The following is a 24,417-nucleotide window of genomic DNA, read 5'->3' on the forward strand; positions in this document are numbered from 1 at the left end:
GTGGAACGGTCGTGGTGCGGGCCGGGACCCGGCCCGCACCACGGTCCTCGACGGTACCCGGGCGCGGCCGGTGCTCAGCCCTCGCCCAGGGTCCCGACGTCCTGCTGCGCTCGTGGGGGCGTGCTCAGGCCTGGTCCTCCTGGGCCTGCTCGTACTGCTCCGCGGTGAGCAGCTCGCCCTCGTCGGTGACCTCGACGGTGAACAGCCAGCCGTCCCCGTACGGGTCGGAGTTCACCAGCCCGGGCTCGTCGACGACGGCCGCGTTGACGTCCACCACCGTGCCGGAGACCGGGGCGAAGAGCTCGGAGACGGACTTGGTGGACTCCACCTCGCCGCAGACCTCGCCGGCGGTCACGGTGGAACCGGCCTCGGGCAGGTCGAGGTAGACGACGTCGCCGAGGGCGTCGACGGCGACCGCGGACAGGCCGACCTTCACGGGGGAGGACTCGTCCACCCACTCGTGCTCGGCGGAGTAGCGCAGGTGGGACGGGATGTTGCTCATGATCGAGAACCTTTCAGCAGGAGGGGAGGACGACGGGTGGTGGAAGGGGCTGCCGGAGCCGGCCGGGTCACTGCCCGCGCTGGTAGAACGGCAGGGACACGACCTCGAACGGGACCGGCTTGCCGCGCAGGTCGACCTGCACCTCGGTGCCGGGCTCGGCGTGCGCGTTGTCGACGTAGGCCATGGCGATGGGGTAGCCGAGGGTCGGGCTGAGCGCCCCCGAGGTGACCTCGCCGACGACCTCGCCGTCCACGCTGATCGGGTAGTGGCCGCGGGCCGCGCGCCGGCCCTCGCCCCGCAGGCCGACCAGCTTGCGGTCCGTCCCGGCGCCCCTGCGGGCCTCCAGGGCCGTGCGGCCCACGAAGTCCTCCTCCTTCTTGAAGGAGACGACCGGGCCGAGACCGGCCTCGTAGGGGGTGAGGTCCAGGGTGAGCTCCTGGCCGTAGAGCGGCATCCCGGCCTCCAGGCGCAGGGAGTCGCGGCAGGCGAGGCCGCAGGGGACGAGCCCGTGGCCCTGCCCGGCCTCCAGGAGCTTCCGCCACAGGGACACCGCCTGGGCGTCGGGCACGTAGAGCTCGAACCCGTCCTCCCCGGTGTAGCCGGTGCGGGCGAGCAGCACGTCGGTCCCGGCGACGGTGACCGGCGCGGCCGAGTAGTACTTCAGCTCGGCGACCAGCTCCTGCTGCTCGGCGGGGACGAGCTCCTGCAGGATCGCCTGCGCGGCGGGGCCCTGGACGGCGACCAGCGAGGTGTCGGCGGACTCGTCGGCCACGGTGACGTCGAAGCCGGCGGCCCGCTCCTGGAGGGCGGCGAGCACGGTCGGCGCGTTGCCGGCGTTGGGCACCACCAGGTACTCCTGCTCGGCCAGCCGGTAGCTGATCAGGTCGTCGATGATCCCGCCCTCGGGGGTGCAGATGAGGGAGTACTTGGCCCGGCCCACGGCGATGGCGGCGAGGTTGCCCACCAGGGCCGTGTTCAGGAAGGCCGCCGCGTCCGGGCCGGTCACCCGGATCTCCCCCATGTGGGAGAGGTCGAACAGACCGGCGGCGGTGCGCACGGCGCGGTGCTCGGCCAGCTCTGAGCCGTACTTCAGGGGCATGTCCCAGCCGCCGAAGTCGGTGAAGGACGCCCCCAGCACGGCGTGCTCGTCGTGCAGGGCGGTGTGGCGGGAGGTGGTGCTGACGCTCATGTCGTGCCTTTCGTGGCGGTGCGGTGCCGGATCAGTTCTCGAAGGCCTCGGGGGCCGGGCAGGAGCAGATCAGGTTGCGGTCCCCGGCGGCGCCGTCGATGCGGCCCACCGGCGGGAAGTACTTGTCCTGGCGCAGCTCCGGGACGGGGAAGGCGCCCTGCTCGCGGGGATAGCGGCGGTCCCAGTCGCTCGCGGCCACGACCTCGGCGGTGTGCGGGGCGTGGCGCAGGGGGCTGTCCTCGGCGCTGAGCTCACCGCGGGCGACCTGCTCGATCTCCTCGCGGATGGTGGTCATCGCGGTGATGAACCGGTCGATCTCGGCGAGGTCCTCGGACTCGGTCGGCTCGACCATCAGCGTCCCGGCCACCGGGAAGGAGAGGGTCGGGGCGTGGAACCCGAAGTCGATCAGCCGCTTGGCCACGTCCTCGGCGGTCACCTTGGTGCGGGCCGTGAGCGGTCGCAGGTCCAGGATGCACTCGTGGGCGACCAGCCCGTTGTTGCCGGTGTAGAGCACCGGGTAGTGCTCGTCGAGCGCGGCGGCGACGTAGTTCGCCGTCAGGAGCGCGGTCTGCGTGGCCCGGGTGAGGCCGTCGCCGCCCATCATCGCGATGTAGGCCCAGGAGATCGGCAGCACGCCGGCCGAGCCGAACATCGTGGCGGAGATCGGCGCGCCGGACTCCCCGTCCGCCTCGGCGCGGGTGGCGTCGCCGGGCAGGAAGGGGGCCAGGTGCGCGGCCACCGCCACGGGGCCCACGCCGGGCCCGCCGCCGCCGTGCGGGATGCAGAAGGTCTTGTGCAGGTTCAGGTGGGAGACGTCCCCGCCGAACTTCCCCGGCTGGGCCAGCCCGACCAGGGCGTTGAGGTTGGCCCCGTCGAGGTACACCTGCCCGCCGGCGGCGTGGACGGCGTCGCAGACCTGGCGCACGTCGGCGTCGTAGACCCCGTGGGTGGAGGGGTACGTGATCATGATGGCGGCCAGCTGGTCGCGGTGGGCCTCGATCTTCGCCTCGAGGTCGGCGTGGTCGATCGTGCCGTCGGTGGCCGTCTTCACCACGACGACCTTCATGCCGGCCAGGACCGCGGAGGCGGCGTTGGTGCCGTGGGCCGAGGCGGGGATGAGGCACACGGTGCGCTGCTCCTCGCCGCGGGACCGGTGGTAGCCGCGGATGGCCAGCAGGCCCGCCAGCTCGCCCTGGGAACCGGCGTTGGGCTGGAGGGACACGGCCGCGTAGCCGGTGATCTCCTCCAGGCGGCCCTCCAGGTCGGCGATCAGCTCGCGCCAGCCGGTGGTCTGGTGGGCCGGGGCCAGCGGGTGGATCGAGGCGAACTCGGGCCAGCTCATGGCCGCCATCTCGGCGGTGGCGTTGAGCTTCATGGTGCAGGAGCCCAGCGGGATCATCGTCCGGTCCAGGGCCAGGTCCCGGTTCTCCAGGCGCCGCAGGTAGCGCAGCATCTGCGTCTCGGAGCGGTGGGTGGAGAACACCGGGTGGGTGAGGAACTCCGTGGCGCGCCGCAGCCCGGCGTCCAGCTCCGGGCCGCGCGGCCCGGCGGCGACCGCCGCGGCGGCGTCCGCCACGCCGAAGGCCTCGGCGACGAGCACGAGGTGCTGCTCCGTGGTCGCCTCGTCGCAGGAGATCCCCACGTGGTCGGCGTCGACGAGCCGCAGGTTCACGCCGCGGCCCTCGGCCGCGCGGACCACCTGCTCCGCCCGGCCGGGGACCCGCACGGTGAGGGTGTCGAAGAACTGCTCCGCGACGAGCTCGTGGCCGGCGCCCTGCAGCACGGTGGCCAGGGTGCGGGCGAGGCCGTGCACGCGCCGGGCGATGGCCTTCAGCCCCTCCGGGCCGTGGTAGACGGCGTACATGCCGGCCACGACGGCCAGCAGCGCCTGAGCGGTGCAGATGTTGGAGGTGGCCTTCTCCCGGCGGATGTGCTGCTCGCGCGTCTGCAGCGCCAGGCGGTAGGCGGCCCGTCCCGTGGCGTCCTTGGAGACGCCCACCAGGCGGCCGGGCAGGTTGCGCTCCAGGCCGGAGCGCACCGCCATGTAGGCGGCGTGCGGGCCGCCGAAGAACAGGGGGACCCCGAAGCGCTGGGAGGAGCCCACCGCGATGTCCGCGCCCTGCTCGCCGGGCGGGGTGATCAGGGTCAGGGCCAGCAGGTCGGCCGCGACCGTGACCATCGCCCCGCGCTCCTTGGCCTCGGCGATCACCGCGGCGTGGTCGACGACCCGCCCGGAGACCCCGGGCTGCTGCAGGACCACGCCGGTGATCTCGCCCTCGGGCAGGCCCGCCGTCAGATCGGCGACCTGCACGGCGAAGCCCAGCGCCTCGGCGCGGGCCAGCACCACGGCCAGGGTCTGCGGCAGGATGTCGGCGTCGACCACGATCGCGCCGTTGCCGCGGGCCTTGTTGGCCCGGCGCATCAGGAGCACGGCCTCGACCACCGCCGTGGCCTCGTCCAGCAGCGAGGCGTTGGCCACCGGCAGCCCCGTGAGGTCGGAGACCATGGTCTGGAAGTTCAGCAGCGCCTCGAGGCGGCCCTGGGAGATCTCGGGCTGGTAGGGGGTGTAGGCGGTGTACCAGCCCGGGGACTCCAGCACGTTGCGCAGGATCACCGGGGGCGTGTGGGTGTCGTAGTAGCCCTGCCCGATCATCTGCACGGCCGTGGTGTTGCGGTCCGCGAAGGCGCGCAGCTGCTCGAGCACCTCCTGCTCGCTGAGCGCCGCGGGCAGGTCCAGAGGGGTGTTCTGTCGGATGTCGGCGGGCACGGCGGCGTCCGCCAGGTCGTCGAGGCTGGTGCGGCCCACGCGGGCGAGCATGGTCCGGACGGCGTCGGAGCCGGCACCGATGTGCCGGTCGGCGAAGACGGTGGTCGGGGACGTGGTGGCGAGCTGGATCGTCATGAGGAACTCCCGGGTGCTGCACGCCAGGGCGGCGTGGATCGGTTCGAGTTCCTCCCCGCTCTGTCTGGGACCTGAGAGATTCCGCGGCCGTGGAGCCGCTTGCACCGTCGGTGAGTCCGGCGACGCGCGCCGGGCTGCTTTCCAGAGTTGCCGATCCGTGGTGGTACGGGGGCCTGAGAGTTTCCTGGGGAGGAATTGCTCCTACGGCGCCCGCCGGTCCGAGTGCACCGGCGGGACTCTCCCACCACAGCTCATGGGCGTCTTCTGCTCCTAGGATAGCCGGAGCCGGAAAGAGGTGTCCACCGTCACGCGGGGAACCCCGGCCGTGCCGGGGGAGCCGCCCGGCGGATCGGCCCGGCGGCTCAGCTCTTGAGGGACCAGAAGCGGCGGTCGCGGTCCCACTGCACCGTGCCGCCGTGGGCCTTGCGGAACTCCGCGAGGACCTCCTTGCTGATCCCGGTGTGCCCGTTCTCCAGGGTCCGGACCCACTCGGGGCCGAAGGTCCCGGGGATGTCCTGGACGGCCTGGTCCTGGGACAGTCGTCCCTCGGTCCGGATGCGGTCGATCATCCAGGTGGCGATGTCCTGTGCGCTCGTCATGATCCGAGCCTACGCGGCTCCGCACCCGTCGCCGGCACGGGGCCGGACCTCAGGCCAACTGCACCACGGTGCGGGCGTCCGCGTCCCAGCGGCGCAGCGCCACGGCGCGAAGCGGCTCGGGGTGCGGGGCCAGGACGTCGAGCGCGGCGGCCACCTGCTCCGGGCGCATCCGGCGCGCCAGGGTGATGTGCGGCGTCCAGGCCCCGGGGAAGGAGGTGCGCGCCTGCCCCGGGACCGAGCCCACGGCGTCGCAGACCCGCCGGTGCAGCTCGAGCAGCTCAGGGGTGGTCACGACCTGGCGGACCACCACGTAGCCGCCCCGGCCCGGACCGAACAGCAGCACGCCCGCGCTGGTCAGCGGCAGGTCCACGAACCCGGCGGCCGCGGCGACCCGCTCGTCGACCCCCGGCACGGTCTCCGGGGCCAGGGACGGGGCGGCCACCAGGGTGATGTGGGGGCGGTTGGACTCGGAGCGGTGCCGGCCGGAGCTGGGCAGTCCCGCCTCGGCCAGCCGGTCCCAGTCCGCGCGCACGGCCGCCTCGGCGTCCTCGCCGAGCAGCAGCTCCAGGCTGTGCACCGTCCACCTCCTCGCGCGTCGGCCGGCGGTCCCGCGGGATCCGGCTCCGGTGGACGCGAGTCTAGCGGGGCGTCCGCCGTGCTTGCCTATACTGGCCGGACGGCAACGGGAGGATCTCCATGACCGACATCGCGATCCGTTTCGAGGGCGCCGGCAAGACGTACCCGGACGGGACCACGGCCGTCGAGGCCCTCGACCTCGAGATCCCCCGCGGGTCCCTCACCGTGTTCGTGGGACCCTCCGGCTGCGGCAAGACCACCTCCCTGCGGATGATCAACCGCATGGTGGAGCCCACCTCCGGCTCCGTCACGGTCGAGGGCCGTGACGTCACGTCCGTGCCCGCCCACGAGCTGCGCCGCTCCATGGGCTACGTCATGCAGCAGTCGGGCCTCCTGCCGCACCGGACCGTGGTGGACAACATCGCGACCGTCCCGCGGCTCAACGGCGTGCCGAGGAAGCAGGCGCGGGAGCGGGCCCACGAGCTGCTGAGCACCGTGGGGCTCGCCGAGGCCCTGGGCTCCCGCTACCCCTCCCAGCTCTCGGGCGGTCAGCAGCAGCGCGTGGGCGTGGCCCGGGCGCTCGCCGCCGACCCGCCGGTCCTGCTCATGGACGAGCCGTTCTCCGCCGTGGACCCCGTGGTGCGCCAGGACCTGCAGCGCGAGCTGCTGGACCTCCAGCGCCGGCTGCACCGCACCATCGTGTTCGTCACCCACGACATCGACGAGGCGATCCTGCTCGGCAACCGGGTGGCCGTCTTCGCCACCGGCGGGCGGCTGGCGCAGTACGCCACCCCGGAGGAGCTGCTGCGCGCGCCCGCCGACGACTTCGTGGCGGACTTCGTGGGCCGGGACCGCGGCTTCCGCTCCCTGACCTTCGACTCGGCCCACGACATCCCCGTGCACCCGGTGGCCACCGTGCGCCCGGACGGCACCCAGGGCGTGGCCGGCACCGGGGACGGGCCCGTCCCCGACGGGTGGACGCTGCGGGTCGACGACGACGGCGCCCCCCGCGGCTGGGTGCGGCCCGGCGCGGAGGACGACCCCGTGGTCGGCGGCACCCTGCACCGGCCCGGCAGCTCCCTGCGCAGCGCCCTGGACGCGGCCCTGTCCTCGCCGTCGGGCCTCGCCGTGGTCGTCGACGACGACGGCCGGGCGGTCGGGATCATGCAGCCGGGGGAGATCATCGCGGCCATCGAGGACGCGCGGCTCGGCGGGCGGACGCCCCGATGAACTGGACGAGCCGGAACTGGCCCTACGTCCTGGAGCTCACGGGCACGCACCTCGTCCAGTCGGTGCTGCCCCTGCTGCTCGGCGCCCTCGTCGCCGTCCCGGTGGCGCGGCTCGCCGCCCGCAACCGCACGCTGCGCCCGGTGCTCGTCACGGGCTCCTCCCTGCTCTACACCATCCCCTCCCTGACCCTGTTCGTGGTGCTGCCCCTGCTCCTCGGCACGCAGATCACCTCGGTGGTGAACGTGGTCGTGGCGCTGACCGTCTACGTCGTGGCCATCCTGGTGCGCTCCTCCGTGGACGCCTTCGAGTCCGTGGACCGCGACATCCTGCAGGCCTCCACCGCGATGGGCTACCGCCCGCTGCGGCGCTTCTTCGCGGTCGAGCTGCCGCTCGCGGTGCCCGTGCTGGTCGCCGGGCTGCGGGTCGCCTCCGTCAGCAACATCTCCATGGTCAGCGTGGGAGCGGTGATCGGCGTGCAGTCCCTCGGCACCCTGTTCACCGACGGGCTGCGCCGGTCCATCCTCGAGGAGATCGCGGTGGGCATCGTCCTGACCGTGGTCCTGGCGGTGCTCATGGACCTCGTGCTGCGGGGGGCCGGCCGCGCCCTGACGCGCTGGCAGCGGGCGGGCACGGCCCCGGTCCCGCGCGTGCGCAGAGGAGCGGTCGCGTGAGCCTCGCCGGCGGCGCCCTGGAGTGGCTGACCGATCCCGAGAACTGGTCCGGGGCCGGCGGCATCCCCGCCCGGCTGCTGGAGCACCTGACGTACAGCGGCGTGACGATGGCCGTGGCCCTGGCCGTGGCGGTCCCCCTGGGCCTGTGGGTGGGGCACACGGGGCGCGGCTCCGGCGTCGTCGTCGGCCTGGCCGGGGCGCTGCGCGCCCTGCCCACGCTGGGCCTGCTCACCCTCTTCACCCTGCTGCTCGGGCTCGGACTGGTGCCGCCGATCATCGCGCTCGTCCTGCTCGCGATCCCCCCGATCCTGTCGGGGGCCTACGCGGGGGTCGCGAACGTGTCCCCGGCCCTCAAGGACGCCGGGGCGGCGATGGGGATGACCGGGAGCCAGGTGCTGACCCGCGTGGAGGTGCCCAACGCCCTGCCCGTGATCCTGGGCGGGGTCCGCAACGCCGCCCTGCAGGTCGTGGCGACCGTGACCGTGGTCGCCTACATCAACCTCGGCGGCCTCGGCCGCTACCTCATCGACGGCCTCGCCGTGCGCGACTACGACCGGATGCTCGGCTCCGTGGTGCTCGTGGCGGTCCTCGCGCTCGTCGTGGACGCCGTCCTGGCCCTGGCCCAGCGGCTGTCCACCTCGCCGGGGCTGCGCCTCGCCGCTCCCTGACCCACCGCTGCCCCTGACCCCCGTCCTCCCGAGCCCCACCGTCCTCCGTGCCACCGACCGACAGGAGAACCACCATGACCACCGCTCCCGCGCTCCGCCGCCGCGCCGCCGCGCCCGCCCTGGGCGCCGCCCTGCTGCTGGGCCTGACCGCCTGCGGCGGCGGCGACCCCCTCGCCGAGGAGGACGGGTCCGCGACCACGTCCTCGGAGACCGTGACCGTGGGCTCCGCCGACTTCCCGGAGAGCCAGATCGTGGCCGAGCTCTACGCCGGGGCGCTGAAGTCCGCCGGGGTCGAGACGGAGACGTCCCTGGGCATCGGTGCCCGCGAGGCCTACGTGGGGGCCGTGCAGGACGGGTCCGTGGACGTGGTCCCGGACTACTCCGGCAACCTGCTGCTCTTCGCGGACCCCGAGGCCACGGCGAGCTCGGCCGACGAGATCATGGCGGCCCTGCCGGACGCGCTGCCCGAGGGCCTGACCGTGCTCGAGGCCTCCGAGGCGGAGAACAAGGACGCCATGGTGGTCACCTCCGGGACCGCGGAGCAGTACGGGCTCACGAGCATCGCGGACCTGGCGGAGGTGTGCGGGGAGCTCGTGATCGCGGGTCCGCCCGAGTTCGCCGAGCGCGCCTACGGCCTCGACGGCCTGGAGCAGAAGTACGGCTGCGTGCCGGAGTCCTTCGAGCCGATCAACGACGGCGGCGGCCCGCTCACCGTCCAGGCCCTCCTCGACGGGGACGTGGACGTCGCCGACATCTTCACGACCACCCCGGCGATCGCCGACAACGACCTCGTGGTGCTGGAGGACCCGGAGAACAACTTCATCGCCCAGCAGGTCCTGCCGCTGGCCGCGGCGGACCGGCTGCCCCAGGAGGCGGTGGACGCGCTGAACGAGCTCTCCGGCAAGCTCACCACGGAGGCCCTCATCGACCTGAACCGCCAGGTCAGCGGCGAGGACCAGGTCAGCCCGGCCGACGCCGCGCAGGAGTGGCTGTCCGCCAACGGGTACTGAGCCCGCGCACGGCACCGGCACGGGCGCCGCGTCCCGGGGTCCGCGATCCCGGGGCGCGGCGTCCGCCCTGCACAGGGTTCTCCACACGCACGGCGTCGTCTCCAGGGGTCCTCTGCGCCCGCCGGGGCGCTCCTGGAGGGAGCCGGCGGGCCTTTCCCCACAGTGTCCCCAGGACTCGTCCACACCTGTGGACAACTCTGTGCACAGGCATGTGGAGGAAGCCCCGGGTCATCCGCTGAAAAGCTGGGAGCGCATCAGTATGCTGAGGGGCGGACCGCTCCCACCCACCGGTGGCAGCTGGTCCTCGACCATCCGAGGGCTCGTCGTCAAGGAGGATCTCGAGTTCGGAGACTGCCCGCCCCGGGGCGGACGACCGAAGGAGCAGTGTGCCGAACACCAGTACGCCCGGTATCCCGGGCCTGTCGCCGGAGAACCAGGCGCGCGTGATCACCGCGTGCGTCCGCCAGCGGGTGCAGGAGGGCCGCCCGGCGGACCTGCCGGGCACGGGGTGGACGGACTTCGACCGCAGGTTCGACGAGCACTTCCCCCGGCTGACGCTGCTCTTCGCCGAGATCTACGGCCACCGCGAGGACTTCCTCGAACAGCTCAGCGAGCTCGGGCTGCAGCTGGCGCGCTCCTGGGCCGAGCGCCCCGACGACCTCAAGGACCTGGACGCCCGGCGCGAGCAGGACCCCGCGTGGTTCGGCGCGCGGCAGATGCTCGGCGGGGTCTGCTACGTGGACCGGTACGCGGGGAACCTGCGGGGCATCCGGGAGCAGATCCCCTACTTCCGGGAACTGGGCCTGACCTACCTCCACCTCATGCCCCTGTTCGAGGCGCCGGAGGGCAACTCGGACGGCGGCTACGCGGTGTCCTCGTACCGCCGCGTGGAGCCGAGGCTGGGGACCATGGAGGAGCTCGCCGAGCTGAGCCGCGAGCTGCGTCGGAACGGGATCAGCCTGGTCCTCGACTTCGTCTTCAACCACACCTCCAACGAGCACGAGTGGGCGCGCCGGGCCGCCGCGGGGGAGCGGGAGTACGAGGACTACTACTGGATCTTCCCGGACCGCACGGTCCCGGAGCAGTTCGAGCGCACCACGCGGGAGATCTTCCCGGACGACCACCCCGGCTCCTTCACGCGGATCGGCGCCGGCGAGGAGGACCCCCGGTGGGTGTGGAGCACCTTCTACTCCTTCCAGTGGGACCTCAACTACACCAATCCCGCCGTCTTCCGGGCGATGGCCGCGGAGCTGCTGTTCCTGGCCGCCCAGGGCGTCGAGGTGCTGCGCATGGACGCCGTCGCGTTCATCTGGAAGCAGCTGGGCACCGCCTGCGAGTCGCTGCCCCAGGCCCACGTGCTGCTGCGCGCGTACAACGCGCTGTGCCGGATCGCCGCGCCGGCCGTGCTGTTCAAGTCCGAGGCGATCGTCCACCCGGACGAGGTCGCCCGGTACATCGAGCCCGGACAGTGCCAGCTGTCCTACAACCCGCTCCAGATGGCCCTGACCTGGGAGGCGATGGCCACCCGGGAGCCGAAGCTGCTCGCGCAGGCCCTCGAGGAGCGCCACGCCCTCCCGCCCGGCACGGCGTGGGTGGACTACGTGCGCGGCCACGACGACATCGGCTGGACGTTCTCGGACGAGGACGCCGCCCGGCTGGGCGTGCAGGGCCACGACCACCGCCGCTTCCTCAACGCCTTCTACACCGGGCGCCACCCCGGCAGCTTCGCGGACGGCGTCCCGTTCCAGGAGAACCCCCGCACGGGGGACTGCCGCGTGTGCGGGACCACGGCGTCCCTGCTGGGCCTCGCCGAGGACCCGGCGTCCGCGGTGGACCGGGTCCTGCTCGCGCACTCCGTGGCGATGAGCACCGGCGGCATCCCCCTGCTGTACCTGGGCGACGAGGTCGGCCAGCTCAACGACCCCGCCTGGAACGAGGACCCGGCCCACGCCGGCGACGCCCGGTGGGTGCACCGGCCGCCGCGGCCCGTCCAGGACTACGAGCGCCGCCACGAGCTGTTCTCCGTGCAGGGCCGGATCTTCGGGGGCATCCGGAGGATGGTCGAGCTGCGCCGGAACTCCCCGGAGTTCGACGGCAACACGCTCCTCCCGTTCGACGCGCGCAACCCCCACGTGCTGGGCTACCAGCGCCCGGGCGGCAACACGGTGGTGCTGTGCCTGGCGAACTTCTCCGACTGGTCCCAGTTCGTCACGGGGGAGACCCTCTCGGGGTTCCTGCCCCAGGCCGTCGAGCTGCACGGCAACACCGAGCTCGACCTGCGCCACGGTCTGCTGCTCGACGCCCACGGGTTCCTCTGGATCCGCGTGCTCCCGAAGCGCTGACCCGTGGGTGCGTGGACGGTGCTGGTGCTCTCGGGCGTCCTCGAGGCGGTGTGGGCGTCCGCGCTCGCGGCCTCGGACGGGCTCCGCCGTCCCGTGCCGGCCGTGGTGTTCGCGGTGACGGCCGCCGTGAGCCTGGCCGGACTGTCCTACGCCATGACGGCCCTCCCCACGGGCACGGCGTACGCCGTCTGGGTGGGCATCGGCGCGGCCCTGACCGTGGCCTGGTCCATGCTGACGGGCCGCGAGTCCGCCACGCCCCTCAGGATCCTGCTGGTGCTCGGCCTCGTCGGCTGTGTGATCGGGCTCAAGGTTGTCGGCTGAGGCCGGCGCGGCGCGGGCCGCGCGGGACCGGCGCGCCCGTGCCTGGGCGCTGCTGGTGCTCAGCGGGATCCTGGAGGCGGTCTGGGCCACCGCCCTGGGCGCGTCCGAGGGCTTCTCGCGGCCGGGCCCCGGTCTGCTCTTCGCCGTGACCCTGGTGCTGAGCATGCTCACCCTGGCACGCGCCGCCCGGGTGGTGCCGATGGGCACCGCCTACGCCGTGTGGACGGGCATCGGCGCCGTGCTCACGGTCGCGTGGGCGGCCGGCACGGGGCAGGAGCAGATCTCGTGGGCGAAGGCCCTCTTCCTGGCGGGGATCGTGGCGTGCGTCGTGAGCCTGCACGCCGCCGACCGGCCGACCCCGGGGAAGGACCGGTGACCCGGGACCGCAGGCCGGGCGCGCACCTCATGCTGGTGCTCACCGCCACGATGGCCGTGGGCCCGCTGCTGACCCACAGCCTCTCGGCGATGAGCCCCCTGGTGATCGCGGACCTGGAGCTCACGGAGGCGCAGTTCGGGCTGCTCGCCACCACCACCTTCTTCGTCGCGGCCGTCACCGCGGTGCGCACGGGCCGCTGGGCGGACCGGCTGGCCGCCCGCACCCTGCTGGTCGTGATGTTCGGCGGCGCCGCGCTCGCGATGCTCCTGACCGCCGCCGCGCCGGGCTACGCGGTCCTGCTCGCGGCCATGGTGCTCTCGGGGCTCGGGCAGGTCATGGCCAACCCCGCGACCAACCGGCTCATCCGCCTGCACGTGCCCGCCGGGCGGCGCGCGAGCTGGCTCGGGATCAAGCAGGCCGGCGTGCAGGCCTCGCAGCTCGTGGCGGGCCTGACCTTCCCCGCGCTGGGCCTGCTGCTCGGCTGGCGCACCGCGGTCCTGGTGGCCGTGGGCGCGGTGCTGCTCCTGCTCGTGCACGGCTGGTGGACGGTACCGGACAACCACCCCGGCACCCCGGTGGCCCGCCCGTCCCGGACGACGTCCCCGTCCGGGACGACGACGCCGTTCCGGTCCCGGGCGGCGGGCGCCGCCGCGCGGCCGCCGATGCCCGGTGCCGTCCGGGCGTACGCCGCGGCCGCGGCACTGACCGGGCTGGGGGCGCAGGCCGCCAACGTCTACCTGCCGCTCTACGCCCACCGGGAGCTGGGCCTCGACGTCGTCGCCGCCGGGGCCACCGTGTCCGTCTCCGCGCTCGTGGGCATCGCCTCCCGGGTGCTGTGGGCGCGCGTGATGGACCGGCCGGGCACGGACGGCTTCGTGCTGCTGGCCGGCATGGCCCTGGGGGCGGCCGCGAGCGCCGTGCTGCTGATCCTGGCGCCGCTGCACCCCGGCCTCGCGTGGGCGGTGTGGCCGGCGGCCGTCCTGCACGGGGGCGCGGCACTCGCGGTGAGCGTGGTGGTGATGTCCGCGGCGATGCGCGCCGTGCCCGCCGACCGGGTGGGGGCGTCCACCGGCGTGGTGACCATGGGCCTGTACGCGGGGTTCTGCGCCGGTCCGCTCGCCCTCGGCGGACTGCTCCAGCTCACGGGGTCCTTCGCGGTGGGCTGGGGCGTGGTGCTTGTCTGCTACCTGGCCTGCGCGGCGCTCGCCGTCCTCGTGCGCTCCCGTGCACACCGCTAGGACGCCGCCGTCCGGAGTGCTCCCGGCCGCTGCTGCCCCGGTCGGCGGGCCCCCCGGCTGCCCGCCGACCGGTGCTGTCCCCCGTTCAGGGGGACCGGCCGGCCTCTGTGCGACGCTCCGTGACGTCCTGGCACGCGCTTCTCAACAGCTTCTCCACAGGTGTTGTCCACAGCGTGGATAACTTCCACCGGTGGAATTACGGGACGCCGCATTCCGTCGACCCTGCGCTGACCTGCAACGGCGCCGCCGGCCGGGGATCGGTCGCGCCGGTGCTCGCTCTGTGCACGCGTTCCTCCACACCTGTGGACAACTTTCTCCACCCCCTGTGCACCCGGACGGGCGGGCCCCCCGGCGGCCGATCACTAGAGTAGTTGTGTGCACATGCGAATTGCTCCCGTCCGTGCACTGCGCGTGCCTGCCCGGGGCGCGGATCCGACCGGGGAGCGGAGGACACGATGCTGAAGGGCGCCACGACGTTCCGGCTGGTGGACACGGCCGTGGTCGCGGCCGACCCGGCCCTGGTGGAGCGCTTCCTGCTCGACCCCGGCTGCCTGCGCCGCTGGAACCCCATCCCGGAGCGGAACTACCAGGTCAGCACGGCCGTGCTGCAGCTCGGCACGTCGATCGAGTCCACGGTCCGCGTGGGCCCCCTCCGCTTCTCCTTCGTGAACATCGTCTCCGACCACGTCCCGGGCCGGCGCCTGGGGATGCGCACCACCAAGGGCGTGGTGGATCTGCTGGTGACCATCACCTGGGAACCGGTGGAGGGGGGCACCCGGATCGAGAAGGCCGTGGACGGGCGGTTCACGGAGTCCAAGGCCTGGCTGTGGCGCCTGCTCGAACCGGCCGCCCGCCGGAGCGCCCGGAACGCCCTCGAGACGCTCGGGCGGATGATCGAGACGGGGGACTACGAGTTCACGGTCCCGTCCCAGCTGACCCCCCACCCGCCCCGCTGCCCGCTCGAGAGCCCGCCCGACTTCTTCTGAGCCCCCGGCGGAGGCTGCCCGGGGGCGCGCCGTACGCTGGTGGCGGAACCTCCTTGACCCCTGCTCGCGCGCGGGACGAGGGTGGAACCACACGACAGCACTCGAAAGGACTCTCCTATGGCCGAGAAGTACACCCTTCCCGATCTCCCCTACGACTACGCGGCGCTCGAGCCCCACATCTCCGCGAAGATCATGGAGCTGCACCACGACAAGCACCACGCCACCTACGTGGCCGGTGCCAACACCGCCCTGGAGAAGATGGCGGAGGCCCGCGCGAACGGTGACGGCGCCGCCGCGGCCAAGCTGTCCAAGGACCTGCAGTTCAACCTCGGTGGCCACGTGAACCACTCGGTGTTCTGGCAGAACCTCTCCCCCGAGGGCGGCGACAAGCCGACCGGTGAGCTCGCCGCGGCGATCGAGGACCACTTCGGGTCCTTCGACGCCTTCCGCGACCACTTCACCGCCGCGGCCACCACGATCCAGGGCTCCGGCTGGGCGATCCTCGCCCTCGAGCCCGTCGGCGGCAACCTGGTCATCGAGCAGATGTACGACCAGCAGAACGGCGTGCCCGTCGCCACGATCCCGCTGCTCCAGCTGGACATGTGGGAGCACGCGTTCTACCTCGACTACCAGAACGTCAAGGCGGACTACGTCAAGGCCTTCTGGAACATCGTGAACTGGGCGGACGTCCAGGAGCGCTTCGAGAAGGCGCGCACCGGGGGCCGGTCCATCATCTGATCCCCGGTCCGCACCGTCGGGCGCCGCGCGCGCCCGACCCCGCGAACGGAGCCCCCGGACCACGCGGTCCGGGGGCTCCGTGCCGCCCGGGCGAGGGGCACCGCGGAGGTCCCGGAGCGTCACACGGGCGGGGGAGGGGTCCCGGCGGTGGGGCACAATGGCGTGGACCCTGTTCGCACTCAACGACGAGAGCACGAGGACCCCGCATGAGCGACGAGAATCAGCAGTCCGGCCCGATCACGTCCGAGGAGATCTTCCGCTCCCACGAGGGCGGCAAGCTCGCCGTGGTCTCGAAGTCCCCCCTGGCCACCCGCCGCGACCTGTCCATCGCCTACACCCCCGGGGTGGCCGAGGTGAGCCGCGCGGTGGCCGCCGACCCGGCAATGGCCAGGACGCACACCTGGGCCGGGCGGCTCGTGGCGGTCGTCTCCGACGGCTCCGCCGTGCTGGGCCTGGGTGACATCGGCCCGGCCGCGTCCCTGCCGGTGATGGAGGGCAAGGCGGCCCTGTTCAAGACCTTCGCGGACCTGGACTCGATCCCGATCGTGCTGGCCACCCAGGACGTCGAGGAGATCGTGCGCACCGTCAAGCTGCTGCGCCCGTCCTTCGGCGCGGTGAACCTCGAGGACATCTCGGCCCCGCGCTGCTTCGAGATCGAGCAGCGTCTGATCGAGGAGCTCGACATCCCGGTGATGCACGACGACCAGCACGGCACCGCCGTCGTCGTCCTGGCCGCGCTGCTCAACGCCGCGACCCTGGTGGGCAAGGACCTGGCCGGGCTCAAGGTCGTGATCGCCGGAGCCGGCGCGGCCGGCATCGCGATCACCGAAATCCTGCTGGCACAGGGCATCGACGATGTGGTGCTGATGGACTCCCGGGGCATCGTCTCGAGGGAGCGCGACGACCTCAACGCGATCAAGGCCGGCTGTGCCGCGCGCACCAACCCCCGCGGGCTGATCGGCGGACCCAAGGACGCCCTCGAGGGCGCCGACGTGTTCGTGGGCGTCTCGGGCGGCACGGTCCCCGAGGAGTACCTCACCGAACTCGCCGAGGACGCGATCGTGTTCGCCCTGGCCAACCCGGACCCGGAGATCATGCCCGAGGTCGCCGCGAAGTACGCCTCCGTGGTGGCCACGGGCCGGTCGGACTTCCCGAACCAGATCAACAACGTGCTGGCCTTCCCCGGCATCTTCCGCGGGGCCCTGGACGCCGGTGCGCGGCGGATCACCCCGGTCATGAAGCTCGAGGCCGCCCGGGCGATCGCGGCGATCGCCGCCGCGGACGGTCTGACCGCGGAGCACATCGTGCCCTCCGCCCTGGATCCCCGGGTCGCCCCGGCCGTGGCCGAGGCCGTGGCGGCCTGCGCGCGGGCCGAGGCGGCCGTCTGACCCGCTCCGCACCCGCTGACCCGCGACGGCCCGGGCGACCACGGAATGCCGTGGTCACCCGGGCCGTCGCGGGTCAGGGGGCAGCGCGTTCAGGCGTAGAAGCGGTTGAGGAAGGTGGCGACCACGGCGGGCCGCTCCTCGCCCTCGATCTCGATCGTGCCGTCGGCCACCAGGTGCAGGCCGTTGCCCTTGACCTCCTGGACGTCGGTGATGGTCACGGTCATGCGGATCCGCGAGCCCACCTTGACGGGAGAGGTGAAGCGGACCTTGTCGAGGCCGTAGTTGACCTTGGTCTTCACGCCGGTCACGTCGAAGAGCTCGGACCACATCGGGATGAGCAGGGACAGGGTCAGGAAGCCGTGGGCGATCGGGGCGCCGAACGGGCCCTCCTGGGCGCGCTCGGGGTCCACGTGGATCCACTGGTGGTCGTCGGTGGCGTCGGCGAACGTGTTCACCTGCTCCTGGGTGATCTCCCGCCAGGCGGAGTGCCCGAGGCTCTTGCCGACGAGGTTCTTCACCTCGTCGAAGGCGACGACGGTCTGGGGCTGGGTCTGTGCTTCGGTCATGGCGTGTCCTTACGTGGTGGCGTCGGTGGTGGATCGGGTGGTGTCGGGCGGGCGGCTCAGACGAACGCGCTCCGGCCGGTGATCGACCGGCCGACCACGAGCGCGTTGATCTCGTGGGTGCCCTCGTAGGAGTAGACGGCCTCGGCGTCGGCGTGGAAGCGGGCGACGTCGTGGGCCAGGGTGATGCCGTTGCCGCCGACCAGTTCGCGGGCCAGTGCCACGGTCTCGCGCATGTGCAGGCTGATCCACATCTTCGCCAGGGCGGAGTCCTCGTCCCGGTAGACGCCGCCCTCCTGCCGCTCGGCGAGGCCGGCGACCATGGTCAGGGACGCGGTGACGTTGCCGAGCATCCGGGCCAGCTTCTCCTGGACGAGCTGGAAGCCGCCGATCGGGCGGCCGAACTGCTCGCGCTCCCGCACGTAGCGCAGCGCGGCCTCGTAGGCGCCGGCCTGGATGCCGGTGGCGATCCAGGCGACGTCGGAGCGCATGGCGCGCAGCATCGAGGCGACGTCCTTGAACGAGTTCACGTTCCCCAGCCGTTGTGCCTCCGGCACCCGTGCCCCGTCGAGGTGGATGTCGGCGTTCTGCATCATCCGCAGGGACGTCTTGCCGTGGATCTTCTCCAGCCGCACGCCCGGGGCCTGCCGGTCCACGAGGAAGCCCTTGACCTGCCCGTCGGCCTCGTCGCGGGCGAAGACGGCGAGGAGGTCGGCGGTGAAGGCGCCGCCGATCCAGCGCTTGGTGCCGGTCAGCACCCACTCGTCGCCCTCGCGCCGGGCCGTGGTGGCCAGCCCGCCGGCGATGTCGGAGCCGTGCTCGGGCTCGGTCAGGCAGAACACTCCCGTCATCTCGAAGGACGTGATCTTCGGGTCCCACGCGGCGAACTGCTCCGGCGTGCCGCCCACGCGGCAGGCCGTGCGGAACAGCCCGGCCTGGGCGGTGTAGAACGTGGCGACCGAGGCGTCGGTGCGGGCCAGCTCGAAGATCCGGAACCCGTGGTACAGGGACCGGGGCTGCCCGCCGTCGGCCGTGAGCTCGGGCGGGGTCATGAGGTCGAGGGCGTGCAGGGAGGGGGCGATCTGGTAGGGGAACTCCCCGGCCTCCCAGTACTCGGCCAGCAGCGGCCGCACCTCGTCCTCGAGCACCCGGCGCAGCCGGCGCAGGGGGGCCTTCTCGGCCTCGGTCAGTCTCTCCGCGATCCCGTACGGGTCGCAGTCGGGGTAGAGGCGCCCGGCGTCCGTGCTCATGCCCGTGCCCCGTCGAGGCCGAGCAGGCGCACGGCGTTGTCCTTGAGGATCTTGGGGCGGACCTCGTCCGTGAAGGACTGCTGCTCGAAGGCCCCGAGCCACTTCTGCGGGGTGATCAGCGGGTAGTCGGTGCCGAAGAGGACCTTGTCCTGGAGCAGCCGGTTGGAGGCCTTCACCAGCGACTCGGGGAAGTACTTGGGCGACCAGCCGGAGAGGTCGATCCACACGTTGGCCTTGTGGGTGGCGATGGAGTTGGCCTCCTCCTGCCAGGGCACCGAGGGGTGGGCCATGATGACCTGGAGCTCGGGGAAGTCCGCGGCCACCGCGTCCAGCAGCAGCGGGTTGGAGTAGCCCAGCTTGATCCCGCCCCCGCCGGGCAGCCCGGCGCCCATGCCGTTCTGTCCGGTGTGGAACAGGGCGGGGACGCGCAGGTCCTGGATCGCCGCGTAGAGCGGGTAGAACCGCTCGTCCGAGGGGTCGAAGCCCTGCAGGGAGGGGTGGAACTTGAAGCCCTTGACGCCGTGCTCCTCGACGAGCATCTTCGCCCGCTCCACCGCGGTGGAGCCCTGGAGCGGGTCCACGGAGCCGAAGGGGATCAGCACGTCGTTGTTGCGGGCCGCGCCCTCGGCGATCTCCTCGATGGAGTTCGGCTCGTGGCCCAGGGCGGTGGTCGCGTCGACGGTGAAGACGACGGCGGCCATCCGCCACTCGCGGTAGCGCTCGGCGATGGTGTCCAGGGACGGGGACCGGTCCTCGGCCTTGAAGTACTTGGCCGAGGCCTCGGTCAGGGCCGCGGGCAGGGACGGGTGTCCGTGGTCGGAGCACTCGATGTGCACGTGCATGTCGATCGCGTTCAGCGACGCGAGGTCGAGACCGTACTCGTAGCGCATGGTGGTCCCCCTAGGACTGCTGGGTCGCGGACTCGGGCTTCAGTTCCTCCGGCAGCGGGGGCAGGGTCTCGCCGACCGGCTGCAGGCTGCCCTCGAGGATGGCGGGGAGCTGCTCGCGCAGCGCCTCGAAGGTCCAGCCGCCGTTGCGGTACTCGGTGGCCACGGGGCGGGGGTGGCTGAAGATCTGGAGCCGGTCGCCGCCGGCGCCGATGGCCTGGCCGGTGACGCCCGCGGCGTCGTCGGAGGCGAGCCAGGCGATCAGCCCGGCGACGTCGGCGGCGTTGCCGAAGCCGAGGTCCTTGCGGAAGAAGTCCGGCATCGGCTCGCCGCGGCGGTCGGCCTCGACGGCGGAGCGGAAGAAGGGGATGGTCTCGGTCATGGCGGTGGCGGCCACGGGGATGACGGCGTTGGCGGTGACGCCGGCCTTCTTCATCTCCAGGGCCCAGGTGCGGACCATGCCCACGATCCCGGCCTTCGCCGCCGCGTAGTTGGTCTGGCCGAAGTTGCCGTACTGGCCGGTGGGGGAGCCGATGGTGATGATCCGCCCGGGGACCCCGTTCTCCTTGAAGTACCGGTAGGCCTCGCGGGCGCAGGTGAAGGTGCCGCGCAGGTGCACCTGGATGACGAGGTCGAAGTCCTCGTCGGTCATCTTCAGCAGGGACTTGTCGCGCAGCACCCCGGCGTTGGTGACGAGGACGTCGAGGCGGCCGAAGGCCTCCACCGCACCCTGCACCAGGGCGGTGGCGGTTTCGGTGGAGCCCACGGGGGCGACGACGGCGACGGCCCGCCCGCCGGTCCCGGTGATGGAGGCGACGGCGTTCTCGGCGGTGGCCTGGTCGACGTCGTTGATGACCACGGCCGCGCCCTGGCGGGCGAGCTCCTGGGCGTAGGCCAGGCCCAGACCCTGGCCGGAGCCGGTGACGACGGCGACCTTGCCGGCGAGAGGGGTGGTGCTCGGGGATGCGGTGCTGTCCTGTGCCATGGGGTGGCTCCTTCGCTGACGGATCGGCGCTGACGGATCGGCGCTCGTGGATCGGCGGACGGGGTGACGCCCGTCACTGCTGCGGGTTCGTCCCCATTCCACCGCTATTCGTTGAGAATGTCAATGGTTAAGAACCTCCATCTATGCTGGGGGCACGGATTCCGTAGACTGGGGTCCCCGGCCCCAGGAGAGACGCTATGACCACGCCCACCGACCCGTCCGCCGGTCTCGAGCGCCTCCTCGAGGCGGAGCTGACGGCGGAGCCGGTCTTCCTGATGGCCCGCGCCGCCTCGACGGGCTCCTCGGCGGCCAATCGGAGGCTGGCGGAGCTGGAGCTGAAGGTGCGCCACTACTCGGTCCTGGCGCTGGCCTGCGGCGAGGAGCAGCTGACGCAGCGCGAGCTCAGCCAGTTCCTGGTGCTGGACCCCAGTCAGATCGTGGCCATCCTCGACGACCTCGAGCGGCGCGGCGCGGTGGAGCGCCGGACCGACCCGCGGGACCGCCGCTCGAAGATCATCGCCCCCACCGCCGCCGGCCGGGAGCTGTACGCCCGGGCCAGGGTCCTGGTGGAGAACTCCACCGCGGAGTCGCTCTCCCCGCTCTCCCCGGCGGAGCGGGAGGAGCTGTCCCGGCTGCTGAAGAAGGTGGCCTTCTGACGGACCGCTCCCCCGGCCCTCGACGACGCCGAGCCCCCGCCCCGCCCCCTCTCCCCGGTCGATCGGGGAGGGCGGTGACGAGGCGGGGGCTCGGTGCCGCAGGTGCTCCGCAGCGGGCGGCGTCAGTGCTCGTGGGTCTCCAGGTCGAAGTCCTTGGACTCACGGGTGAGCAGGATGAACACCGCGCTGACCACCGCCATCCCGGCCAGGTACCAGACCACGGGGGCGATGGCCTGCCCGGAGGAGGCGTAGATCGAGGCGAGGATCGTGGGGGTGAAGCCCGCCCCGATCAGGGTGGCGAACTGGTAGCCCAGTGACGCGCCGGTGTAGCGGGACGACGTGCCGAACTGCTCCGAGATGAAGGCCGCCAGCGGTCCGTAGATCGCGGCGTGGCAGGCCAGCCCGATGGTGAAGGTCACGAAGATCAGCAGCACGTTGCCGGTGGCCAGCCAGGAGAACATGGGGAGGATGAGGGCGATGAACAGCACCAGCCCCACGACCATGACGGGGCGCCGGCCCAGCTGGTCGGACAGGCGGCCCATGCCGACCACGAAGAACACGCTGAGCACGGACGCGAGGGCGAAGGCGTAGAGGACCGGCTGCCGGTCGGCGCCGCGCTCGACCGCGTAGGCGACCGCGAAGGTGGCCAGGAAGACCTGGAGGGCGAACCCGGAGGCCCCCGCCAGCATCGTGTAGACCAGGGCGCGGGGGCGGCGCAGCACCTCGACGATGGGCACCTTGCGCTTGGCGGTGGGGCCCTCCGCGGCCTCCTTGGCCAGCGCGGCCTGGAAGATCGGGCTCTCGGACACCTGGGAGCGCACGAAGACGCCCACGGCCAGCAGCAGGACGGATAGCAGGAACGGGACGCGCCAGCCCCACGAGAGGAACTGCTCCTCCGGCATGGCGGCGAACAGGCCCAGGACGAAGGTGCCCAGTGCGGCGCCGGTCGGGGCGCCGGCGTTGGTGAAGGACGCGGCGAACCCCCGCCTGCCCTTCGCGGAGTGCTCCAGGGCCATCAGTGCGGCTCCGCCCCACTCGCCGCCCACGGCGATGCCCTGGCACACCCGCAGGAGGATCAGGATGACCGCTCCCCAGGAGCCGATGACGGCGGCGCTGGGGATGAGGCCGATGAGCGTCGAGGCGATGCCCATGATCAGCATCGAGATGATGAGCATCTTCTTGCGGCCCAGGCGGTCGCCGAAGTGGCCGAAGACCGCCCCGCCCAGCGGGCGGGCCAGGTAGCCGGCGGCGAAGGTGCCGTACGCGGCGATGGTGCCGGCCAGCGGGTCGAGGTCGGTGAAGAACACGTGGGGGAAGACCAGGGCGGAGGCCGAGGCGTAGAGCAGGAAGTCGTAGAACTCGATGGTGGAGCCGAGGTAGCTGGAGAAGATGACCTTGCGCGCCTCTTTGTTCCTGGCGCGGGCGTCCAGGGACGCCAGGGTGCCGGGTGCTGCTGACATGGCGGTTCCTTGCTCTGGGGCAGAGAGAGTGGGTGTGCCGCCGGGACGGGGCTCCGGTGCGGCGGACGGGTCGGCCCCGGTCCTCGGGTGCGTCCGGGCGGTGGTGTGGGCCGACTCGCAGTGTGACCATTGGAACAGCAATCAATTGAAGATGTCAACCATTGAGAAGATGACATAAGTGGGAAAGTCGCGCGGGGTCGGGTTCGCCCGGGGGCCTGGACAATGTGATCCAGCTCTCTCTACGCTGGAGGCTAATAGTGGAACTTTTCAACTATTGGCTTTGACGACTGTTTGAGGAGACGATCGCATGCGCAATCAGGGACTGGGATCCTGGCTCGTCCGGAGGCTCGAGAAGTCCGGGCCCAGGACGGCCGTGATCCACGGCGAGCGCACGCTGACGTACCGGGAGCTGCACGACCGGTCCCGGCGCCTCGCGACGGCCCTGTCCGGCCGGGGCGTGGGCCCCGGGGACCGGGTGGCGTTCCTCGGGGAGAACAGCCCGGCCTTCCTGGAGGCGATGTTCGCCGCGGGAGCGCTCGGCGCGGTCCTCGTCCCCCTCAACACGCGCCTGGCCGTCCCCGAGATCCGCTACCAGCTCGAGGACGCGGACGTCTCGGTGCTGATCCACGACGCCGCCCTGACGGGCCTGGCCGCACCGGCCGCCCGGGACCTGCCGGACGTGGTCCGCTGGGTCGTGGCGGGGGAGGACGCGGCCGAGGAGGGCGCGGACGGGGAGGACGCGGACGGGGTCCCCGCCCTCGGGACGGTGATCGCGGAGGCCGAGCCCTGGACGGAGGACGTCCCGGTGGGCCTGGACGACCTCGCCGTGATCCTCTACACCTCCGGGACCACCGGCCGGCCCAAGGGCGCCTGTCTGACCCACGGGAACTTCACCTGGAACTGCTTCAACGTCCTGGTCGACTACGACGTGGCGGCCGACGACGTCGCGCTCATGATCTCCCCGATGTTCCACGTGGCCTCGCTCGGGATGGGGGTGCTGCCGACGCTGCTGAAGGGCGCCACGCTGGTGCTCGAGTCCAAGTTCGTGCCCGGCCGGGTGCTGGAGCTCATCGAGCGCCACCGCGTCACCTGGCTCTCCGGGGTGCCGACCACCTACCAGATGCTGTGCGAGCACCCGGACTGGGACACCACGGACCTCTCCTCCCTGCGCAAGCTCACCTGCGGCGGCTCCGCGGTGCCCATGCGGGTCCTGGACGCCTACGAGAACCGGGGACTGGCCTTCACCGCCAGCTACGGCATGACGGAGACCTCCCCGGGCGCCACCAACCTCCCCGCCGCGAAGTCCCGCGAGAAGGCGGGCTCCTCCGGGCTGCCGCACTTCTTCTCCGACGTGCGGATCGTGGACGCGGCGGGGGAGCCCGCGGCTCCCGGCGAGGCGGGGGAGATCCTGCTCTCGGGGCCCAACGTCATCCGGGAGTACTGGAACCGCCCCGACGCGGCGGGGTCCTTCGAGGGGGAGTGGTTCCACTCCGGGGACCTGGGCTACCTGGACGAGGACGGCTACCTGTTCGTCGCGGACCGGATCAAGGACATGATCATCTCCGGCGGGGAGAACATCTACCCGGCGGAGGTCGAGGCGGCCATCCTCGAGCTGCCGGAGGTGGCCGCTGTGGCGGTCATCGGCGTGCCCGACGAGAAGTGGGGCGAGGTGCCGCACGCCGTCGTCGTCCCCCGGGAGGGGCGGGAGCTCACCGCGGGGACGATCCAGGAGCACCTGGCCGGCCGGCTGGCCCGCTACAAGGTCCCCAAGACGCTGAGCCTCGTGGACGAGATGCCCCGCACCGCGTCCGGCAAGATCCGCAAGAACGTCCTGCGCGAGCAGGCCGCCGGCTGAGGCGCGGGACCGGTCGCGCGCCGTC

The 24,417-nt window shown here is 72.5% G+C and carries 23 protein-coding genes and 1 riboswitch; of the genes, 13 read left to right on the forward strand and 10 right to left on the reverse strand.

Annotation, left to right across the window (positions count from 1 at the left end; genetic code table 11):
- Positions 1-124: 124 nt before the first annotated feature.
- From gcvH to CRM73_RS03165, 5 genes are all read right to left on the reverse strand, one after another.
- On the reverse strand, positions 125-502 hold the full coding sequence (gene gcvH, locus CRM73_RS03145) for a glycine cleavage system protein GcvH (protein WP_035924297.1): 378 nt from the start codon (positions 500-502) through the stop codon (positions 125-127).
- Between the two features lie 67 nt (positions 503-569).
- Positions 570-1,691, reverse strand: a complete 1,122-nt coding sequence (gene gcvT, locus CRM73_RS03150) for a glycine cleavage system aminomethyltransferase GcvT (protein WP_229586820.1) — start codon at positions 1,689-1,691, stop codon at positions 570-572.
- 31 nt (positions 1,692-1,722) lie between these two features.
- Positions 1,723-4,593, reverse strand: a complete 2,871-nt coding sequence (gene gcvP, locus CRM73_RS03155; protein WP_229586821.1) for an aminomethyl-transferring glycine dehydrogenase — start codon at positions 4,591-4,593, stop codon at positions 1,723-1,725.
- Between the two features lie 151 nt (positions 4,594-4,744).
- Positions 4,745-4,847, reverse strand: a riboswitch (glycine riboswitch).
- Positions 4,848-4,955: 108 nt separating this feature from the next.
- Entirely contained in the window at positions 4,956-5,192 is a 237-nt protein-coding gene (locus CRM73_RS03160) for a hypothetical protein (RefSeq protein WP_017831734.1), read from the reverse strand.
- A gap of 49 nt (positions 5,193-5,241) precedes the next feature.
- Positions 5,242-5,769: a 2'-5' RNA ligase family protein gene (locus CRM73_RS03165; protein ID WP_017831735.1), complete on the reverse strand. Its 528-nt coding sequence runs from the start codon at positions 5,767-5,769 to the stop codon at positions 5,242-5,244.
- Positions 5,770-5,888: 119 nt separating this feature from the next.
- Here CRM73_RS03165 and CRM73_RS03170 point away from each other — a divergent pair, with 119 nt between their 5' ends.
- The 11 genes from CRM73_RS03170 (at position 5,889) to CRM73_RS03220 (ending at position 16,736) form a co-directional block, all read left to right on the forward strand.
- Positions 5,889-6,998 carry an ABC transporter ATP-binding protein gene (locus tag CRM73_RS03170; protein WP_109221598.1) on the forward strand — a complete coding sequence of 370 codons (1,110 nt, stop codon included), beginning with the start codon at positions 5,889-5,891 and terminating at the stop codon, positions 6,996-6,998.
- On the forward strand, positions 6,995-7,669 hold the full coding sequence (locus CRM73_RS03175) for an ABC transporter permease (protein WP_017831737.1): 675 nt from the start codon (positions 6,995-6,997) through the stop codon (positions 7,667-7,669). Before CRM73_RS03170 ends, CRM73_RS03175 begins: the two co-directional genes overlap by 4 nt.
- On the forward strand, positions 7,666-8,337 hold the full coding sequence (locus tag CRM73_RS03180; RefSeq protein ID WP_109243546.1) for an ABC transporter permease: 672 nt from the start codon (positions 7,666-7,668) through the stop codon (positions 8,335-8,337). The genes CRM73_RS03175 and CRM73_RS03180 overlap by 4 nt, the downstream gene beginning before the upstream one ends.
- Before the next feature lie 74 nt (positions 8,338-8,411).
- Positions 8,412-9,347, forward strand: a complete 936-nt coding sequence (locus CRM73_RS03185) for an ABC transporter substrate-binding protein (protein WP_035924285.1) — start codon at positions 8,412-8,414, stop codon at positions 9,345-9,347.
- A gap of 386 nt (positions 9,348-9,733) precedes the next feature.
- Complete coding sequence (locus tag CRM73_RS03190) at positions 9,734-11,689, forward strand: amylosucrase (protein WP_031282128.1); 1,956 nt, start codon at positions 9,734-9,736, stop codon at positions 11,687-11,689.
- A gap of 3 nt (positions 11,690-11,692) precedes the next feature.
- Positions 11,693-12,010, forward strand: a complete 318-nt coding sequence (locus CRM73_RS03195) for a multidrug efflux SMR transporter (protein ID WP_017831741.1) — start codon at positions 11,693-11,695, stop codon at positions 12,008-12,010.
- A complete protein-coding gene (locus tag CRM73_RS03200) occupies positions 12,000-12,386 on the forward strand; it encodes a multidrug efflux SMR transporter (protein WP_229586822.1) in 387 nt (128 codons plus the stop codon). The genes CRM73_RS03195 and CRM73_RS03200 overlap by 11 nt, the downstream gene beginning before the upstream one ends.
- Positions 12,383-13,624: an MFS transporter gene (locus tag CRM73_RS03205; RefSeq protein ID WP_229586823.1), complete on the forward strand. Its 1,242-nt coding sequence runs from the start codon at positions 12,383-12,385 to the stop codon at positions 13,622-13,624. The genes CRM73_RS03200 and CRM73_RS03205 overlap by 4 nt, the downstream gene beginning before the upstream one ends.
- Positions 13,625-14,079: 455 nt before the next feature.
- Positions 14,080-14,610, forward strand: coding sequence for an SRPBCC family protein (locus CRM73_RS03210; RefSeq protein WP_017831744.1), 531 nt, complete (start codon positions 14,080-14,082; stop codon positions 14,608-14,610).
- Between the two features lie 117 nt (positions 14,611-14,727).
- On the forward strand, positions 14,728-15,348 hold the full coding sequence (locus tag CRM73_RS03215; protein ID WP_017831745.1) for a superoxide dismutase: 621 nt from the start codon (positions 14,728-14,730) through the stop codon (positions 15,346-15,348).
- A 206-nt stretch (positions 15,349-15,554) separates the two neighbouring features.
- The gene (locus CRM73_RS03220; protein WP_229586824.1) at positions 15,555-16,736 is read left to right on the forward strand and encodes a malic enzyme-like NAD(P)-binding protein; all 1,182 of its coding nucleotides are present in this window, start codon (positions 15,555-15,557) and stop codon (positions 16,734-16,736) included.
- A gap of 89 nt (positions 16,737-16,825) precedes the next feature.
- Here the strand turns inward: CRM73_RS03220 and CRM73_RS03225 are convergent, their stop codons facing one another.
- From CRM73_RS03225 to CRM73_RS03240, 4 genes are read right to left on the reverse strand one after another with little or no spacing between them, the layout of a single operon-like run.
- On the reverse strand, positions 16,826-17,302 hold the full coding sequence (locus CRM73_RS03225) for a MaoC family dehydratase (protein WP_229586825.1): 477 nt from the start codon (positions 17,300-17,302) through the stop codon (positions 16,826-16,828).
- 56 nt (positions 17,303-17,358) lie between these two features.
- Positions 17,359-18,549: an acyl-CoA dehydrogenase family protein gene (locus CRM73_RS03230; protein WP_229586826.1), complete on the reverse strand. Its 1,191-nt coding sequence runs from the start codon at positions 18,547-18,549 to the stop codon at positions 17,359-17,361.
- Positions 18,546-19,439 (reverse strand): amidohydrolase family protein, encoded by an 894-nt coding sequence (locus CRM73_RS03235; protein ID WP_229586827.1) that lies wholly within the window; start codon positions 19,437-19,439, stop codon positions 18,546-18,548. The genes CRM73_RS03230 and CRM73_RS03235 overlap by 4 nt, the downstream gene beginning before the upstream one ends.
- A 10-nt stretch (positions 19,440-19,449) precedes the next feature.
- On the reverse strand, positions 19,450-20,421 hold the full coding sequence (locus CRM73_RS03240; protein WP_229586829.1) for an SDR family oxidoreductase: 972 nt from the start codon (positions 20,419-20,421) through the stop codon (positions 19,450-19,452).
- Positions 20,422-20,618: 197 nt separating this feature from the next.
- Here CRM73_RS03240 and CRM73_RS03245 point away from each other — a divergent pair, with 197 nt between their 5' ends.
- Positions 20,619-21,077, forward strand: a complete 459-nt coding sequence (locus tag CRM73_RS03245) for a MarR family winged helix-turn-helix transcriptional regulator (protein ID WP_017831751.1) — start codon at positions 20,619-20,621, stop codon at positions 21,075-21,077.
- Between the two features lie 122 nt (positions 21,078-21,199).
- Here CRM73_RS03245 and CRM73_RS03250 read toward each other — a convergent pair whose 3' ends face one another.
- On the reverse strand, positions 21,200-22,537 hold the full coding sequence (locus CRM73_RS03250; protein WP_229586831.1) for an MFS transporter: 1,338 nt from the start codon (positions 22,535-22,537) through the stop codon (positions 21,200-21,202).
- Between the two features lie 307 nt (positions 22,538-22,844).
- Here CRM73_RS03250 and CRM73_RS03255 point away from each other — a divergent pair, with 307 nt between their 5' ends.
- Positions 22,845-24,392, forward strand: a complete 1,548-nt coding sequence (locus CRM73_RS03255; RefSeq protein WP_229586833.1) for a long-chain fatty acid--CoA ligase — start codon at positions 22,845-22,847, stop codon at positions 24,390-24,392.
- The last annotated feature ends 25 nt before the right edge of the window (positions 24,393-24,417 follow it).

Origin of the sequence: Kocuria sp. CCUG 69068, from assembly GCF_020833785.1 — a bacterium.
Taxonomy (GTDB): domain Bacteria; phylum Actinomycetota; class Actinomycetes; order Actinomycetales; family Micrococcaceae; genus Kocuria; species Kocuria rosea.